The sequence below is a fragment of the Streptomyces sp. NPDC041108 genome, from assembly GCF_055592645.1.
Window position 1 is genome coordinate 167848 of sequence record NZ_JBVIYK010000014.1, and the last position, 14817, is coordinate 182664.

The 14817-nt window shown below is 72.5% G+C and carries 14 protein-coding genes and 1 tRNA gene; 5 read left to right on the plus strand and 10 right to left on the minus strand.

The window, feature by feature from the left end:
* Positions 1-86 precede the first annotated feature (86 nt).
* Positions 87-1229 carry an amidase domain-containing protein gene (locus ACZ6BB_RS32355; protein WP_471618663.1) on the plus strand — a complete coding sequence of 381 codons (1143 nt, stop codon included), beginning with the start codon at positions 87-89 and terminating at the stop codon, positions 1227-1229.
* A 27-nt stretch (positions 1230-1256) separates the two neighbouring features.
* Here ACZ6BB_RS32355 and ACZ6BB_RS32360 read toward each other — a convergent pair whose 3' ends face one another.
* The 3 genes from ACZ6BB_RS32360 to ACZ6BB_RS32370 form a co-directional block, all read right to left on the minus strand.
* Positions 1257-1907, minus strand: a complete 651-nt coding sequence (locus ACZ6BB_RS32360; RefSeq protein ID WP_471618664.1) for a DUF4383 domain-containing protein — start codon at positions 1905-1907, stop codon at positions 1257-1259.
* A gap of 101 nt (positions 1908-2008) precedes the next feature.
* Positions 2009-3421 (minus strand): hypothetical protein, encoded by a 1413-nt coding sequence (locus ACZ6BB_RS32365; protein WP_471618665.1) that lies wholly within the window; start codon positions 3419-3421, stop codon positions 2009-2011.
* Between the two features lie 99 nt (positions 3422-3520).
* Positions 3521-4315 (minus strand): DUF4097 family beta strand repeat-containing protein, encoded by a 795-nt coding sequence (locus ACZ6BB_RS32370; RefSeq protein ID WP_471618666.1) that lies wholly within the window; start codon positions 4313-4315, stop codon positions 3521-3523.
* A gap of 163 nt (positions 4316-4478) precedes the next feature.
* Between ACZ6BB_RS32370 and ACZ6BB_RS32375 the strand changes: the two genes are divergently transcribed.
* Positions 4479-4553 (plus strand) — tRNA-Val (locus tag ACZ6BB_RS32375).
* A gap of 46 nt (positions 4554-4599) precedes the next feature.
* On the opposite strand, the gene ACZ6BB_RS32380 is transcribed toward ACZ6BB_RS32375, so the two are convergent.
* Positions 4600-4926 (minus strand): hypothetical protein, encoded by a 327-nt coding sequence (locus ACZ6BB_RS32380; RefSeq protein WP_013004011.1) that lies wholly within the window; start codon positions 4924-4926, stop codon positions 4600-4602.
* 144 nt (positions 4927-5070) lie between these two features.
* Between ACZ6BB_RS32380 and ACZ6BB_RS32385 the strand changes: the two genes are divergently transcribed.
* Positions 5071-6045, plus strand: coding sequence for a LysR family transcriptional regulator (locus tag ACZ6BB_RS32385; protein ID WP_471618667.1), 975 nt, complete (start codon positions 5071-5073; stop codon positions 6043-6045).
* Here the strand turns inward: ACZ6BB_RS32385 and ACZ6BB_RS32390 are convergent.
* Positions 6039-6947, minus strand: a complete 909-nt coding sequence (locus ACZ6BB_RS32390; RefSeq protein ID WP_471618668.1) for a ketopantoate reductase family protein — start codon at positions 6945-6947, stop codon at positions 6039-6041. The genes ACZ6BB_RS32385 and ACZ6BB_RS32390 overlap by 7 nt on opposite strands.
* A 172-nt stretch (positions 6948-7119) precedes the next feature.
* On the opposite strand from ACZ6BB_RS32390, the gene ACZ6BB_RS32395 reads away from it, so the two are divergent.
* Positions 7120-7347, plus strand: a complete 228-nt coding sequence (locus tag ACZ6BB_RS32395) for a DUF2277 domain-containing protein (protein WP_275458773.1) — start codon at positions 7120-7122, stop codon at positions 7345-7347.
* 32 nt (positions 7348-7379) lie between these two features.
* Here ACZ6BB_RS32395 and ACZ6BB_RS32400 read toward each other — a convergent pair whose 3' ends face one another.
* The 5 genes from ACZ6BB_RS32400 to ACZ6BB_RS32420 all read right to left on the minus strand — a co-directional run bounded on the left by ACZ6BB_RS32400 (position 7380) and on the right by ACZ6BB_RS32420 (position 13479).
* Positions 7380-7991 carry a DedA family protein gene (locus ACZ6BB_RS32400; protein WP_471618669.1) on the minus strand — a complete coding sequence of 204 codons (612 nt, stop codon included), beginning with the start codon at positions 7989-7991 and terminating at the stop codon, positions 7380-7382.
* 205 nt (positions 7992-8196) lie between these two features.
* Entirely contained in the window at positions 8197-8652 is a 456-nt protein-coding gene (locus tag ACZ6BB_RS32405) for a DoxX family protein (RefSeq protein ID WP_471618670.1), read from the minus strand.
* 55 nt (positions 8653-8707) lie between these two features.
* Positions 8708-10834: an FAD/NAD(P)-binding protein gene (locus tag ACZ6BB_RS32410; protein ID WP_471618671.1), complete on the minus strand. Its 2127-nt coding sequence runs from the start codon at positions 10832-10834 to the stop codon at positions 8708-8710.
* Positions 10835-11057: 223 nt separating this feature from the next.
* Positions 11058-12725 (minus strand): alkaline phosphatase D family protein, encoded by a 1668-nt coding sequence (locus tag ACZ6BB_RS32415; RefSeq protein WP_471618672.1) that lies wholly within the window; start codon positions 12723-12725, stop codon positions 11058-11060.
* 109 nt (positions 12726-12834) lie between these two features.
* Positions 12835-13479 (minus strand): HNH endonuclease family protein, encoded by a 645-nt coding sequence (locus tag ACZ6BB_RS32420; RefSeq protein WP_471618673.1) that lies wholly within the window; start codon positions 13477-13479, stop codon positions 12835-12837.
* A gap of 644 nt (positions 13480-14123) precedes the next feature.
* On the opposite strand from ACZ6BB_RS32420, the gene ACZ6BB_RS32425 reads away from it, so the two are divergent.
* Positions 14124-14708, plus strand: coding sequence for a TMEM165/GDT1 family protein (locus ACZ6BB_RS32425; protein WP_471618674.1), 585 nt, complete (start codon positions 14124-14126; stop codon positions 14706-14708).
* Positions 14709-14817 lie beyond the last annotated feature (109 nt).

Consider the following 14817-nt stretch of genomic DNA (forward strand, 5'->3'; position numbering starts at 1 on the left):
TACACCCCCTGGCCTCACTTCGCTTGAGGAGGTCATGTAAAGATTCGTTCCCGGGTACGACCAACTCGGGGTCAAGGAGATTCCCAGTGAGAAGAAGGACGTTGAGCCTCGCAGGCTCGACCCTCGCGGCAGCCGTGGTGGCCTCCGCGCTGCTGCCCGTCGCCGCCGCGAACGCCGCCGCGTCGACGCCCAAGGTCACCAAGGCGACCAAGGACGCCTTCGGCCGTGTCGCGGACAACGTGCTGACGGACCGTACGGCCGTGCTGCTCGGCAGCAAGGCCGCCCGCAAGTCGCTGAAGCCCACCGGCGGTGTGTCGCTGTCGTCCGGTCAGAAGAAGGCCGAGGACGGCAAGCTGTCCGCCCTGAAGGGCACCAAGGCCCGTCTCGCCGCCCTCGGTGAGGCCTACAGCTCGGCCGACACCAAGGTCAGCGTCGACAGCGCCAAGCTCAAGGGCAAGAAGGCCACGGTCAAGATCACCGAGACCACCAGCCTCAAGTACAAGAAGATACGCGGCGACGAACCCACCTCCACGGGCTTCGACGCGCACCACGAGCTGACCTTCACCGCCCAGGCCGGTGGCACGTGGCAACTGACCGCCATGCGCTCCACCGACGGCGGCGCCTCGCGCATCAACGACCCGGTGGTCCCGGCGGCCGACGCCAAGCTGAGCCGTACTCCGATGGCCGTCCACCAGGCGCCGAAGGCGGCCACCAGCTGGCCCGCCGCCGCCGCGCCGAAGACGATCAACGGCGGCAAGTACAACTACACGGCGATGGCCGCGTACACCGAGAAGTACTGGAAGAGCTACAACCCGGCGTACCGCAAGTACAACTCGCTCGGCGGCGACTGCACCAACTACCTCAGCCAGGGCCTCCTGGCGGGCGGCTGGAAGCAGATCTCCACGGTCACGCCGGAGGAGTACGACACCTGGTACTACGCCTCGAACGGTACGGCCGACGCGTGGATCGGCGTCAACGAGTGGTCCTGGTTCACCCAGACCGCCAAGCGCACCACCCCGCTGGCGAACGTCTACCAGATGGACGTCGGCGACGTGCTGCAGGTCGACTTCAACCGGGATGGCGACAAGGACCACTCCATGATGACGACCTACCGCAGCGCCAGCGGTGTCCCGTACCTGACGTACCACGACGCGGACACCTACCGGCGTTCGGTGCAGAGCATCATCGCCTCGTACCCGAACTCGTACTACTACGCGTACCGCACCTGATCCACGGCCCCCGGGCCTTCGCAGGTGTCAGCCGGCGCCCTTCCCGTCCGACGCGGATCCCGACCCGGATCCCGGCCCGGACCCGGGGAGGGCGTCGGCGCGTTCCAGCTTCGCCATCCCCACGCCGGCCTTGCGCCGCATCTCGCGCTCCGACTCCTCCGGATGGCGGGCCCGCCAGTACGGGCTGTCGTGCGGCAGCGCCGAACCGACCCTGCCGTACATCCCGAACGTCATCAGCAGGACGCCGACGACAAAGCTGAACAGGACGTTCTGGATGCGGAACGCCAGGAAGTTGGAACCGGTGTCCAGCAGGGCCAGGTTCGCGAAGCCGCTCAGGATGAACAGCACGCCCAGGATCATGTTCAGCGTGGAGGCGAAGTTGCCGCCGATCACCATGCCGACGAGCAGCAGCAGCCCCACGGCGATCGACAGCACACTCAGCGTGCCGTTGGTGCTCAGACCCACGACCTGGTCGCCGCGCGTGTCGAACCAGCCCACCTTGTCGATGAGGCCGAGAATGCCGAAGACGAGCAGGAACAGACCCATCAGGCCCGCCCCGAACCGGTAGACCCTGCTGAGCCGGTGGTCGACGGGCAGATGCTCGTCGATGGTGATCCGCCGACGGGGACCCGCGTGCCGGCCCTTCGGACGCAGCGTGTGCGTGGCGTGCGTGGCCATGTCCGCCTCCCATCCGGTGTGAGCGGTGGCCTGCGTACCCCTTCAGCATCCGTCGCGCGAGGGCGCCGGGCAACCTCGGCCCCGGGGAGGGGCCGGACGCCTCAGCCCGCGCCCGCGCCGCGCTCCTTGCGGATCTGGTCGACGACCCGGGCCACGTTCTGCCGTACGGCCTCGGTCTCGGTCAGGAAGTGCCAGTAGTCGGGGTGGCGGCCCTCCAGGGAGGCGATCGCGCGGTCCAGCCGGCCCACGGAGTCGTCCAGGGGGCGGGCGTGACGCGGGTCCGGGGTGGAGCGGCCGGTCATGGCGAGCCGTTGGGCGTCCCGGATCGCGAACCGGGTCCGGTCGATCTCCTGCTGGGAGTCCTTCTGCACCGCGTTCAGACGCCGCAGTCGGTCACCGGCCGCCGAGACGGCCTCGTCGGTGTGGTTCAGCAGCGCCCGTACCGTCGACAGCAGCGAGGTCGCGTCCGGCCAGCGCTGGGCGTCCCGCGCGGCCCGCGCCTCGCGCAGCTTCAGCTGGGCCTGCTCGACGTCCCGGGCGGCCTGGTCCGGCACCTGCTGAAGGTCCTGCCAGCAGGCCGCCACGAACCGCCGCCGCAGCTCGCTCAGCACCTGCGGCACCTGCTCCGCCCGGGTGCCCAGCGCCTCCGCGCGGGTACGCAGCGACACCAGCCGGTGATCGATCTCGGCGGCCCTCTCCGGCAGCCGCTCGGCCTCCGCCCGCACGGCCTCCGCCTCGCGCACCACCCGGTCGGCCCGCTCCAGCGTCTCCCGCACGCCGTGCTGCCCAGCGCCCTGGTTGAGCTTGGTCAGCTCCGGGGCGAGCGCCGCCAGCCGGGCGGCGAGGTCGTCCGCCTTCAGCTCCGAGGCCCGTACGGCGTCCAGGGCGTCGGAAGCGGCGAGCAGGCCCTGCCGGGCGCGCTCCACCGCCGGGACCAGCCGGGCCAGCTGGGTCTCGGCCGTGCCGAGCAGCGGCCCGAGCCCCTGGGCGAACCGGTCCAGCTCCTGCTTGACCCGCCCCAGCTCGTCCTTGGCGGCGGTCAGCTCGGCCCGGGCACGGGCGGCGACGGCGGCCTCCAGGTCGTCCCGGTCCAGGTCGTGGGCGTCCACGGCGTTGATGTACTGCTGGCTGACCTCGTTGATACGCCGCCCCAGCGCCTCGAAGCCGTCCACCGCCCGGCGGGCGGCGGGCGATTCGTCCACCGCCGTGATCGTCTCTATCGAGATCCGCAGGTCGCGCTGGGCGGTGTCCAGCTCGTAGAACGCGGCCGCCGCCGCGTCCTTCGCCGCCTGGGCCTCGGCCCGCTGTCCCTCGGCGCGCCCCCCGAACCAGCGCCGGGTACCCCCTCCGGCGAAGGCGCCGGGCAGCACGAGCACGGCGAGGAGGGGGAGTGCGAGCAGGGCGAGCGCGTCCCGGCCGGCCGAGAGCGCTCCGGCCGGTCGTGGTGCACGGCTGTGGGGTTGTTGTGCGCTCGGCACCATCGGCGTGTACGGCTCTGCAGGTGTCGCCGTCACTTCCCTCTCCCGTGCTGTCATCCACCCTGACCGGTGCCATTCTCCCACCCGTCGAGGACGAAAACACGGGGCGATCGGTTCGGGCTTCCCGGGCCCTGTTCAGTCCGTGTGGCGCACCTTCACCGAGCCGTCCTGGGTGTGGGCGCTCACCACGTGGGAGCTGTCCCGGTCGCGGGGCACCGACACCTCCACGGATCCGTCCTCGCTGCCGGTCTCCACCCGGTACGACGCCTCGCGCGGCAGCCCGATGCTGATCGAGCCGTCGTCGCTGCGGGACTCCACCAGGTCCGGTACGACGCCGAGTTCGAGCGCGACGGAACCGTCGTTCGTGCTCACTTTGACGCTCCGTGACCCGATCCCGAGCGCGCGCACCGAACCGTCGTCGGTGTGCAGATCCAGCGGCCCGGTGGAGTCGTTCACCCGCACACCGCCGTCGGCCGACCGGACCTCCAGCGGCTCCGCGAAGCCCTCGGCGGTCACGCTGCCGTCGTCGCTGGTCACGGTGACGGCGACCCCGCGCGGCACCTCGATGCGGTGCTTGGCCGAGCAGTCGGCGACCATGCCCGAGCACTCCAGCCGCAGCTTCAGCCGGTCGTCCTTCATCGCCCAGGTCACCCGCGGCTTTCCGCCGACCATGACCCGGCCCTCGAACCACCGGGTCACCTCGACCTCGTCCCCGTCCGCCGGGACCAGTTCGAGCGCGGAGTCGTCCGAGTCGACCGTGAGCGTCCTGCCCTCCAGGGCGAAGCTGCGGTGCTCGGGGTCCCTGTCCTCCCCGGCGTCGGCCCCGCACGCGGCGACGGACGCCATGAGCGCGACGGCGAGGCCGGCGACGGCCACCGCGCCCCTGCGTGAGCTGCGATCCGTACGAGCCGTGCGCGCCGAGCGTGTCATGACGATCTCCCCCTGGGGTTCCGGACCTCCGTTGTCCTCCGACCGTACGGAGCGGGCGTCTTCAGGGGGATCCGGGCCGCTCCCGGAACAAGGGTGGGGATAACCCCCGGCAATCGGTTTGCGGGGCACTGCCTCGCGCGATGTAGGCTGTCGACTCGTACTCGGGCGCGTAGCTCAGGGGTAGAGCGCCTGCCTTACAAGCAGGATGTCGGCGGTTCGAAACCGTCCGTGCCCACCAGAGGATGACGAAGACCCCGGCCGACCGGCCGGGGTCTTCGTCGTGTTCAGGACTCGCGGGTGTGCTTCAGCCGGGTCCGGGCGTCGACCTTCTCCTCCGTGGCGACCTCCGCCCAGAAGCGGTGGCAGCTCACGAAGACCGCGAGTTCGCGCTCGCGCTCGCGGAGCTTCTCCACCTCGGCCTGTTCGTCGGGAGTCCAGCCCGGTGAGGCGGGACGCTCGATCTTCCGCCAGCCGTTGTCGTCACTGAAACCGTCCAGGGGTTCGACCGACCAGGGCAGCCGCTTCAGCAGTGCCAGGAGCTCGGCCCGGACCTGATGCAGCTCCTCCTGACCGGCGAGGAGGTCGCTGGGGAAGTCATAGGTCTTAGCCACGCGGCAATGCTACGCCTGTTCGATTTTGGGATGCGAGTTCCTTCTGGCACTTCGGGCCCGGCTTCATGTGTACGGGTGGCGCGGTGAAGCCGAACCTCCGGGACCGGCTTCGTACCCAAGCTCAACCTTGGGTACGGTGCCCGTGTGACCCTCGACGATCTGCGCGTCTTCGTGGCCGTCTGCCGGGCCGGAAGCCTCAGCGCGGTCGCCCGTGACCTGGGCTGCACCCAGTCGGCGGTGAGTCAGCACGTACGGCGGCTGGAGCGCGAGACCGGCGTCGGGCTCGTGGAACGGCAGGCCCGCGGGGTCGTGCCCACCCGGGCCGGACGGGTGCTCCAGGAGGCGGCGGCCGAGGGCATCACCGGCCTCGACCTCGCGCTGCGCCGGCTGGCCGAAATGGTGCGGGGCGACGGCGGTGTCGTACGGATCGCCACCGGCGGCACGACCGTGCGCCACTTCATGGCCCAGGGCATCGTCGACTTTCGGCGCGCCTACCCGGACGTGGGCCTGGAGTTCCAGACCGTACGGTCCAGCGCAGGGTGCCGCGACGCGCTGGCCGACCCGGCACGGGACCTCGACCTGTCCTGGCTGACCCTCGGACCCGCCGTGCGCGGCATCGAGCAGCGGGCCGTGGCGGAGCTGCCCTGGGTGCTCGCGGTGCGCGCCGGCGACGAACTCGCCGGACGGGAGCGGGTCGAGGGCGCGGACCTGGACGGGATGCGGCTCATCGGACTGCCGGAGAACTCCACCTCCTACGCCCATCTCGGCGCCGCCTACCAGGAGTTGGGCATCTCCGTCAGCACCTCCGGCGCCGGTGTCGCCGACTGGGACACCGCGATCCTCCTCGCCGAACTCGGGGTCGGGCCCGCCGTGGTCCCCGCGCTCCCGGGCTGGACGGGCCCCGGTCACCCCGGGCTGCGCTTCGTCCCGGTCCCAGACCTGCCGCCGCTCACCGTCGGATGGGCCGTCCGGCGCTGGGAGGCGCTGTCTCCTCCGGCCCGCGCCTTCGCCGACACGGTGGCCCGGCACGCGGTGCGGGTGGGCGGCGGCGTGCGGGGCGTCCAGCAGCCCGGGCCCCGGCGGGACGGGCGTGGTTCCGGGGCGGCCGTGGTTCAGTGACCCGCCGCCCGCAGGTCCGCCACCACCTCGGCCGCCACGGGTACGGGGACGCCGTGGCGCTCGGCCGCGCGGAGCAGCGCGCCGCCGATCGCGTCCAGTTCGAGGGGGCGGCCGGCCTCGGCGTCGCGCTGCATGGAGGACTTGGTGGCGGGCGGGAAGGCGTCGTAGCGGCCGAGGACCTCGGCCGGGTCCACGGGGGCACCGGCCGCCGTGGCCACCGCCGCCGTCTCCTCCACCAGTGCGGTCAGTCGCGCGCGGTGGTGCGCGCGGATCTCGCCCAGGGGCAGACCGTGGCGGGTCGTCAGCAGGGCGAACGGGGCCAGGAACGACATCTTCGCCCACAGCACCGCCGTCTCGTCCGCCAGGACACGGGCGCTCACGCCGGACCATTCCAGGGCTCCGGCAAGGGAGTTGAGGCGGCCGGGGGAGACCGTGTCGCCGGTCAGGTCGACCTCCGCGAAGGGGCTGCCGTGTTCGATGACGCCCGGGGCGACGCGGGTGGACTCGACGCGGATGGTGGCGGGGGCGACGGGGACGGCGTCGTCGTAGTGGGCACGCAGGAGCGCCGGGTGCTCGACGCCGTTCAGGAACGGGACGACCAGGGCGTCCGGGCCCAGGGCGGGTGCCGGGAGCCGGCGCAGGGCGGTCGTCAGGGTGGTGTGTTTCACCGCGATCAGGGCCGCGTCGACGGGTTCGGCGAGTTCCGTCGCGGTCTCCACGCGGGCGGTGAACTCGCCGAAGCGGGCGCTCCTGACCTCGATGCCGTCCCGCTCCAGGACCTGCGCGGTGGCCTCCCCGGCCAGACAGATCACCCGGTTCCCGGCGCGGGCCAGCAGGGCGGCGAGCAGGCCGCCGACGCCGCCGGGGCCCAGTACCGCCACCGTGAGCCGTTCGTTCGTCATGGTCCCCTCGTTTCTGCCGGGTGGTCGCAGCGGGCCCGGCGATGATCACAAGGCGTCGAGGGCGGAGTCAATCCTCGGAGCAGCTTGCCGATGCCCAAGGGAATGCTGGGGAGTGGCGGTGACCTGGGCGGCGGGCCTGGGGTTGTGCGGTCGTAGGCGCGAGACTGGGTGCATGTGCCGCAGCATCAAGACCCTTCGACCGCCCGTCCTGCCCGAAGAGGCCACCGAGGACGACATCCGTGCCGCCGCCCTGCAGTACGTCCGCAAGGTCTCCGGCTTCCGTGCGCCCGCCGCCCACAACCGCGAGGTCTTCGACCACGCGGTGGAGGCGATCGCGGCGGCCACGGCGGAGCTGCTGGACGGCCTGGAGGTACGGGGCGCTCCGCGCCGGGCCGGGTAGTCCCTCACTCCGCGCCCGCCGGCGGTCGGGCGTCAGTCCGTGGCGCGTGGGTGGCGCATGAAGTACGCCGCCGCGGCTCCCGCGCCGAAGAGGGCCGCCAGGGACACCGCCGTCGCGATCCAGGTCGCGCCGAGCCACTGCGCGCCGAGCCAGCCCAGTGCGACGCTGTAGGCGGCCCAGGCGAGACCGGCGACGGCGGACCAGGGCAGGAAGTCACGGACGCGACGACGGGCGGCGCCGGCGCCGAGAGAGACGACGGAACGGCCGGCCGGGGCGAACCGGGCGACGACGACCAGCAGGCCGCCGCCCCGGGCGAGCGCGGCGCCGAGACGTTCCTGCGCCGTGGTCAGGCGTCGGGAACGGGCCACGGCGCGGTCGAGCCAGGCGCTGCCCCGCCAGGCGAGCCGGTAGGCCACCAGGTCGCCGAGCACGGACGCGGTCGCCGCCGAGAGCATCAGCACCAGGATGTCGGGGACCTCGCGGGCCATCGCGCCCGCCGCCGTCTCGGCCGCGGCGGCCGTGGCCACCGCGACGACCAGCACACCGCTCGGCAGGACGGGGAGGAACACGTCCAGCACGATGGACATGCCCACGACGGCATAGATCCATGGGCCGACGGCCAGCCAGCCCAGACTCTCCAGCACCGCGCACTCTCCTGTTTTCCCCCGGCGTCACGTAACCCGTGACAGCCGAACAGCGTACGCCCCGGGTACCACAGAAGGACCGCTGGGGCTCATGTGTCTGTCACGCCGTGTCGGTTCGGGTGGTGTGCCGGGAGAGGGCGGGTGGGGCCGCCGGGGGCGAGTGGCACCCTCCGGCGGCCCGTCGTGCCCGTGGTGACCGGGTGGATCAGGCGGCCACGGGGGCCTTGCCCGAGCTGGTCTCGCCTGCGGACGTGCGCTGGCGCCGGGCGAGGAGCTGGTCGAGGCCGAGCGCGCCGGAGCCGGTGAAGACCAGGAGCAGCATGGCCCAGCAGAAGAGCGTCGCGGCCTCGCCGCCGTTCTCCACCGGCCACAGGGCCTGCGGCTGGTGGACCTTGAAGTACGCGTAGGCCATGGAGCCCGAGGCGATGAACGCCGCACCGCGGGTGCCCAGGCCGAGCAGGACCAGTGTGCCGCCGACGAGTTGGATGACGGCTGCGTACCAGCCCGGCCAGGTGCCCGCGGCGGCGGTGGCGCCCTGCCCGTCCATGCCGCCCAGGACGCCGAACAGGGTCTTGGCCCCGTGGCAGGCGAAGAGCAGGCCGATGACGATGCGGAACAGTCCGAGGGCATATGGCTGGGCGCTGTTGAGGCGTCCGGTCATGTGGGGGACTCCTTCGGTAGTGACCCGGTCCTTGTGGGACCAGTGGGGACGGTTCTTACCGGTGAGTCACCCACGGTAGGCAGGGCCGCTCGATGCTTGCAAGTTCAACATCTGGCCAGCTCTGAACCGGTCCGTCGGCCGTTCTGCGAGGTGTCGCCGCACGTAGAGCCGCTCGCGCCACGGCATCCGCGTCCGAAAGTGTGACCGAATCAACGCCTGGCCGGGCGCCCGCGGCCGTCACCCAGTGCACGCCCTCCGTGGGCACACCGAACGCGAACCTCCGTGCGTGCGCGCAACCTTGACGGTCTATCAGGTGATAGGGGCGAGGTGTCACGTCCAGTCCGCCCGTCTCGTACCCGTCCGTCCGGTGCGGGCGGCAAGCTCCGCTCGCGAGCAGTCCGGTGAGCAGTTCGTCGGCGGTCCTGCGCAGATCCGCCTCGGGGAGCCGGGCCTCGACGACCGTCGTCACCCGGACCGCCGACCCCGGCACGTCGGGGGAGAGGGCCAGCCAGGCCCCGTCCCGCGGCCGCACGTCGAGCCGGGGGCCGAGCACGGTCAGCACGCCCGCCTCGATCAGCGCGGACATCTCCTCGACACGGCTGCGGGGCGGGCCGATCGACAGAAAGGCGTTCAACGGCGTGTACCAGCGGTCCAGATGGTCGCGGCGCGACACTCCCGTCAGTCCGCCGTGGTCGACGATCAGCCGCAGTTCGTTGCGCAGGTCCCGCAGGACGTCCAGGGCCGCCTTCACCGGTCCGTCGACGTTACCGGCGGCGGCCCGCGCCGCGTCCTCGTGCAGATACTCCAGCAGCCACCGCCGCCACTGCGCCGTATCCGCGAACTCCCGTCCCGTATACGGCCGCGAGATCCGCTCCCACGACCATCGGTCCGCCTCCGCGACCCCGAACTCGTCCAGGACGGCCGCCTCCTGGGCGGACCGGTGGGGTGCGGCGAGGAACCGGTCACGGAAGGGGAGAGGGGGCGGGCTGTACGAGGGTGAGCCGAGTCCGGGCCCGCCGCTCGCCGCCGGGACCGGCCCGGCTGCCGGAACCGGGCCCGCCGTCGGCACCGGGCCCGGTGCGGGCCCGGCCGCCGGCCGCCGGTCCGGTGCCCTCAACAGCCCCTCGTAGTAGACCGTCTCGACTTCCTTCGCCACCAACGGCCATATCTCCGTCAGGAAGTCGGGCGCCTCGCCGGAGTCCGCGCGCTTGCGGAACGACGCGACGACCTCCGGCGTCAGGACGAGCGGGGTGTGGCGGCCGTAGGGGCCCTTGGCGTTGTCCCCGCGTGCCTGGTACGGGACACCGCGCCGGGAACCGGCGTACAGCCGGGGCTCCCGGCCGGAGGGGACGTACCGCAGGCCCCCGCTTCCGGGGTCGTGGACGAAGCGGCCGCCCCGACCGGTCGTCAACAGGGCCATGTGGTCGAAGAAGTTGAGGCCGAGGCCGCGCAGGAGGACAGGCTCGCCGGGGGCGACGGGGGAGAGGTCGAGGTCGGCCGGATTGGCGGGCGCGAAGTGGCGCAGGCCGTGGCGGGCGGCGTACCCGGTCATGTCCCGTTCCGTCCGGTCCGGGACGGTGGGCAGATGGCCCTGGGTGAGGACCACCGCGGCGAGGCCGGTGAGCACACGGCCGGTGGCGAGCGTGAGCCGCTGTCCGCCGCTCGCGTCCTCGGGGTCGTCGTCGAGGCCCACCGCGCGGGTGCGGTGCACCTCGACCCGGATCCCGGGCGGCGCGCCACGCACCACCTCGGCGAAGACCCACTCCAGATAACGCCCGTACCGGGCCCGGGTCGGATAGTCGTCGGGGCCCAATGCGCTCCCGTCGCGGGGCGCTCCCGGCGCGGCCGGCGCGCCCGGCTCCCCCTCCCGGCCGGTGGCCCACTCGTACAGGCTCGGGCCCGGCCGTATCGGGCCCGAACAGTCCACGCTGTCGTCGGTGAAGAGGGTGACCTGGGAGGCCACCGTGTTCATCAGCAGGTGGGGGGACTGGGCGGTGCGCCAGACCTGGCCGGGGCCCGGCGGCGCGGGGTCGACGACGTGCACGGTCAGCCGGGCACCGGGGCCGAGCAGTTCGGGGGCGGAGGCGCAGAGGCGTTCCAGGACGCTGGTGCCGCGCGGGCCGGCGCCGACGAGAGCGATGCCGATGTCACTGGTCCCTGGGAAACCTGGAATGTCCGGCAAGGGGCAACTCCCGTGCGTGTGGGGCGCATTGGTGCGGCGCGGCGCGGCGGACCGCCCGCCGGGAAGCGGACGGTCCGCCTCATCATGCCGCCGGACGGCGCGGGAACAGGGCTCCTGACCCCTCGGGCACGCCAGGTGTGGGATGCCTCACGAGCATCTCGGACCACAGGGGCGACAACCGCCCGCAATCGGTGGATTTTGTGGATGGGAGAACCAGAAGGGCCTAAGGGGTGAGAGCGGAATCCGATCCCGTTTCCAGCCGTGCCTCGCCGTCCCGCCCGGCCCGCGCGCGGTCGAGCCGCAGCCGTGCCGAACGGCCGCGCAGCGTCAGGGTCATGAGGTGGTTGCCGAACCAGGGGCCGTCCGTCCGGCGCCAGTCGATCGACGGCCGCGCACCCCGCCCGTGCCGCCCGAACCACCGGCCGAGCGCCCGCCCCGTCCCGCTCCAGCCGAAGCGGAAACCGAGCCTTATCGAGAGCGGGATGGAGTTGTGCACGGGGGAACAAGTGAGCTGGAGGACGCGCGCGTCGGGGACCGGCGGGCGCCCCGGGTCCCCGTCGCGCGCGTCCTTCGGCCACGACGGTTCGGCGACGTACGCGTGGTGCACGTCCCCGGAGAGCACCAGCACCGTCGCCGGGGCGTCGGCCCCCGAACCGGCCTCGGCGATCAGCCGGGTCAGATCCTCGAAGGAGGAGGGGAAGGCCGCCCAGTGCTCCAGATCGGCGCCCCGGCGCAGCTTCTCCCCGAACCGCGCCCAGCGCTCCCCGCGCTCGCCCCGGCACAGCGCCGCGCTCCACGACTCGGCGTCGTGCACGAGGTGGGGCAGGAGCCAGGGCAGGGAGGTGCCGATGAGCAGATGGTCGTACGAGCCGCGCGCGTCCAGCGCCTGGGTGCGCAGCCACTGCGCCTCACCGGGGTCCAGCATCGAGCGGTTCCGCTCGTCGAGGACGCGGGCGGCCCGGCTGTCGAGCATCAGGACGCGGACGCGCCCGAAGTCCCGCCGGTAGCTCCAGCGGACCGAGGCGGGGTCCCGGTCGGCCGCGGCGGCATGGGCGCGCAGCGCGTCCGTACCGTCCGGGGTGGCGCGTACGGCGGCGTGGAGGGGGTCGGCGGCCAGTTCGGCGGGGGAGAGGTTGCCGAGGTGCTGGTGGACCCAGTACGACATCAGGCCGCTCAGGATCCGCTCCCGCCACCAGGGGGTGGCCCGCATGTCGGCGAGCCAGGACTCGCTGGTGTTCCAGTCGTCGATGACGTCGTGGTCGTCGAAGATCATGCAGCTGGGGACGGTGGAGAGCAGCCAGCGGATCTGGGGGTCGAGCCAGGACTCGTAGTAGAGGTGGGTGTACTCCTCGTAGTCCGCCACCTGGTCGCCCGGCGGTTCCGTCAGGTCGCGGCGGGCGGCGAGCCAGCGGCGGGTGGCCTTGGAGGTCTCGTCCGCGTAGACCTGGTCGCCCAGCAGGAGGAGGACGTCGGGGCGCTCGGCCTCCGGCGTGCCGGCCAGCCGGACCGCCAGGGTGTCCAGCGCGTCGGGACCCACCGGGTCGGGCTCCCCGGCGGGCGGCGCGGCCCAGCGGCAGGAACCGAAGGCGACCCGGACGGTGTCGCCCTCCGCCGGGGTGCGGATCTCCGAGGGCGGGAAGGGGGAGCCGGGCTCCGGCCACACGGGCGCGCCGTCCAGGAGGACCTCGTACGCCGAGGCCGTGCCCGGCGTGAGGCCCGTCACCGGGACCAGGGCGTAGTGGTGCCCGGCGATCTGGAACGTGCGGGCCTCGCCGCGCCCGCCGCCGGCGCATCGCACTTCGGCGACGCACGGACGGCTCGCCTCGATCCACACGGTCGCGGACGAGCCGTCCACATAGCGAAGCAGGGGTCCCAGGCGAAGCCCGGTCATCGCGATCACCTTCCTCCGTCGCCCCGTACGGTACGGAACGACGGAGGTGATCGGCGAGGTTCCGGACCAGATTGTCCGGCCGGGTCGGGCGACTCGCCGGGCGGACGGTTCAGCAGCTCGCCAGATAGCTGGTGAGGGCGCTCTTCTCGGCGGAGTCGACGGAGAGGTCGTAGTAGTACTTCACCTGGACCCAGGCGCGGACGTAGGTGCAGCGGTAGGCGGTGCGCGACGGCATCCAGGTGGCCGGGTCCTGGTCGCCCTTGGCCTGGTTCACGTTGTCCGTGACGGCGATGAGCTGCGGACGGGTCAGGTCGTTGGCGAAGTTCTGGCGCTGGGTGCTGGTCCAGCCGTCCGCGCCGGAGTCCCATGCCTCGGCCAGCGGCACCAGGTGGTCGATGTCCAGGTCGGAGGCGGCGGTCCAGGTGGCGTCGTCGTACGGGGAGTACCAGCTGCCGCTGGTGGCGGCGCAGGCGGAGCTGGTGACGACGTTCGTGCCGTCGCGCTTGAGGACGGTCTCGCGGGTGTTGCAGGTGCCGCTGATGGTGATCCAGTGGTTGAACAGGTCCCGGTCGTACCCGGTGCGGTCCTCGCTCGCCACGGTGAGGGTGGCGAGGTAGGAGCGGGCGGTGGCGGCGCTGACGGGGGTCGGGAGCGCGGCGGAGGCGGTGGGGGCGTTGAACAGCGCGGCGGAGGCTATCAATCCGCTGAGCGCCGCGAGTATGCTGACTCGTCGACGCGCGTAGAACCTGCGCATGTGAACTCCTTGTGGGGCCGGGGGTGTTGGGCGGGGCGTTGGGGGGCGCGCGAATGAAGGGTCGCGTCGTCGTGTTACCGGCGGATGTGCGTCTGGTGAGAAGCTAGTGACGTGGGCATGACAGAACAAGGGGTGTGACGGTGATGGTGATGCCGCCGCCCTCCGGGCGGGCGGGTGTGCCGCTCGGCCGCGGGTCCGGTGCGGGCTGGTCGCGCAGTTCCCCGCGCCCCTGAAGGGCGGGCCCCGCGGGCCTGGGGGTAGCCCGCGGTCGTGTGGGGCCTGGGGGTAGCCCACGGTCGTGTGGGCCTGGGATGTGACCCCTGCTTCTCGGGGGGCACGGGGAGCTGTGCGGTCGGCCCCGCCGGGCCCGCGGCCGCCACCCGTGCGACCGCCCCGGAGGGCGACCCGCGTACCATGGGCCGTGCAGAAGGGGAGTAGCTCTTCGCCGGACCGTCGACATACTGCTCAGCTCGTCTGAGCCGGCGCCCGGAGGCAGGTTCCGCCGAAACGGAACCCGCCAGCGAGACCTTCGGCAAGCAGTGCACCGTCCGTGCCGTCCGGCACGGACGAGCCGTGTGCTGCCGTGCCGAGGTGTCGCAAGAGCGGTGATGTCTCGGTGGGGTGGCCCGACCTTCTGAGGAACCTTGATCAGTTTCAGTGTCACGGCGCTCGTCTTCGGCGTCGTCTTCCTGGCGGAACTGCCCGACAAGACCGCCGTCGCCGGTCTCGTCCTCGGCACCCGCTACCGCGCCTCGTACGTCTTCGCCGGTGTCGCGGCCGCGTTCGCCGTGCACGTCGTGCTCGCGGTGGCGGCGGGCAGCGTCCTGACCCTGCTTCCGCAGCAGATCGTGCACGCGCTGACCGGTGTGCTGTTCCTGGGCGGCGCCGTGGTGCTGCTCAGGACGAAGGACGGGGCCGACGACGCGGAGGTCCGGCGGCCCGAGGATCAGAGCTTCTGGAAGGTCTCGGGGGCCGGTTTCATGCTCATCCTGGTCGCCGAGTTCGGGGACCTCACACAGATCATGACGGCGAACCTCGCGGCCCGGTACGACGACCCGCTGTCCGTCGGCCTCGGGGCGGTCCTCGCCCTGTGGGCCGTCGCGGGACTCGGCATCGTGGGCGGCAAGGCGCTGATGAAGCGGGTGCCGCTGCGGTTGATCACGCAGGTCGCGGCCGTGCTGATGGTGGGGCTCGGTGTGTGGAGTCTGTGGGAGGCCGTGGCGGGATGAGCGAGGGAGTGGCGGGAACCCCCCTTTGTTTTGTACCGTGGATGAACAAAGTGGCTCCCGCCCGCATTCCCTGACCGGTGGGCGGGGCCGCCTTGTCCCTGCGGGCCGC

What these genes read in the sequence shown, in the direction of transcription:
- ACZ6BB_RS32360 (WP_471618664.1), bottom strand. Translation starts at nt 1,907, where the DNA reads ATGGCCACGCACGCCACGCACACGCTGCGTCCGAAGGGCCGGCACGCG.
- ACZ6BB_RS32370 (WP_471618666.1), bottom strand. Translation starts at nt 4,315, where the DNA reads ATGACACGCTCGGCGCGCACGGCTCGTACGGATCGCAGCTCACGCAGG.
- ACZ6BB_RS32390 (WP_471618668.1), bottom strand. Translation starts at nt 6,947, where the DNA reads ATGACGAACGAACGGCTCACGGTGGCGGTACTGGGCCCCGGCGGCGTC.
- ACZ6BB_RS32395 (WP_275458773.1), top strand. Translation starts at nt 7,120, where the DNA reads ATGTGCCGCAGCATCAAGACCCTTCGACCGCCCGTCCTGCCCGAAGAG.
- ACZ6BB_RS32405 (WP_471618670.1), bottom strand. Translation starts at nt 8,652, where the DNA reads ATGACCGGACGCCTCAACAGCGCCCAGCCATATGCCCTCGGACTGTTC.
- ACZ6BB_RS32415 (WP_471618672.1), bottom strand. Translation starts at nt 12,725, where the DNA reads ATGACCGGGCTTCGCCTGGGACCCCTGCTTCGCTATGTGGACGGCTCG.
- ACZ6BB_RS32420 (WP_471618673.1), bottom strand. Translation starts at nt 13,479, where the DNA reads ATGCGCAGGTTCTACGCGCGTCGACGAGTCAGCATACTCGCGGCGCTC.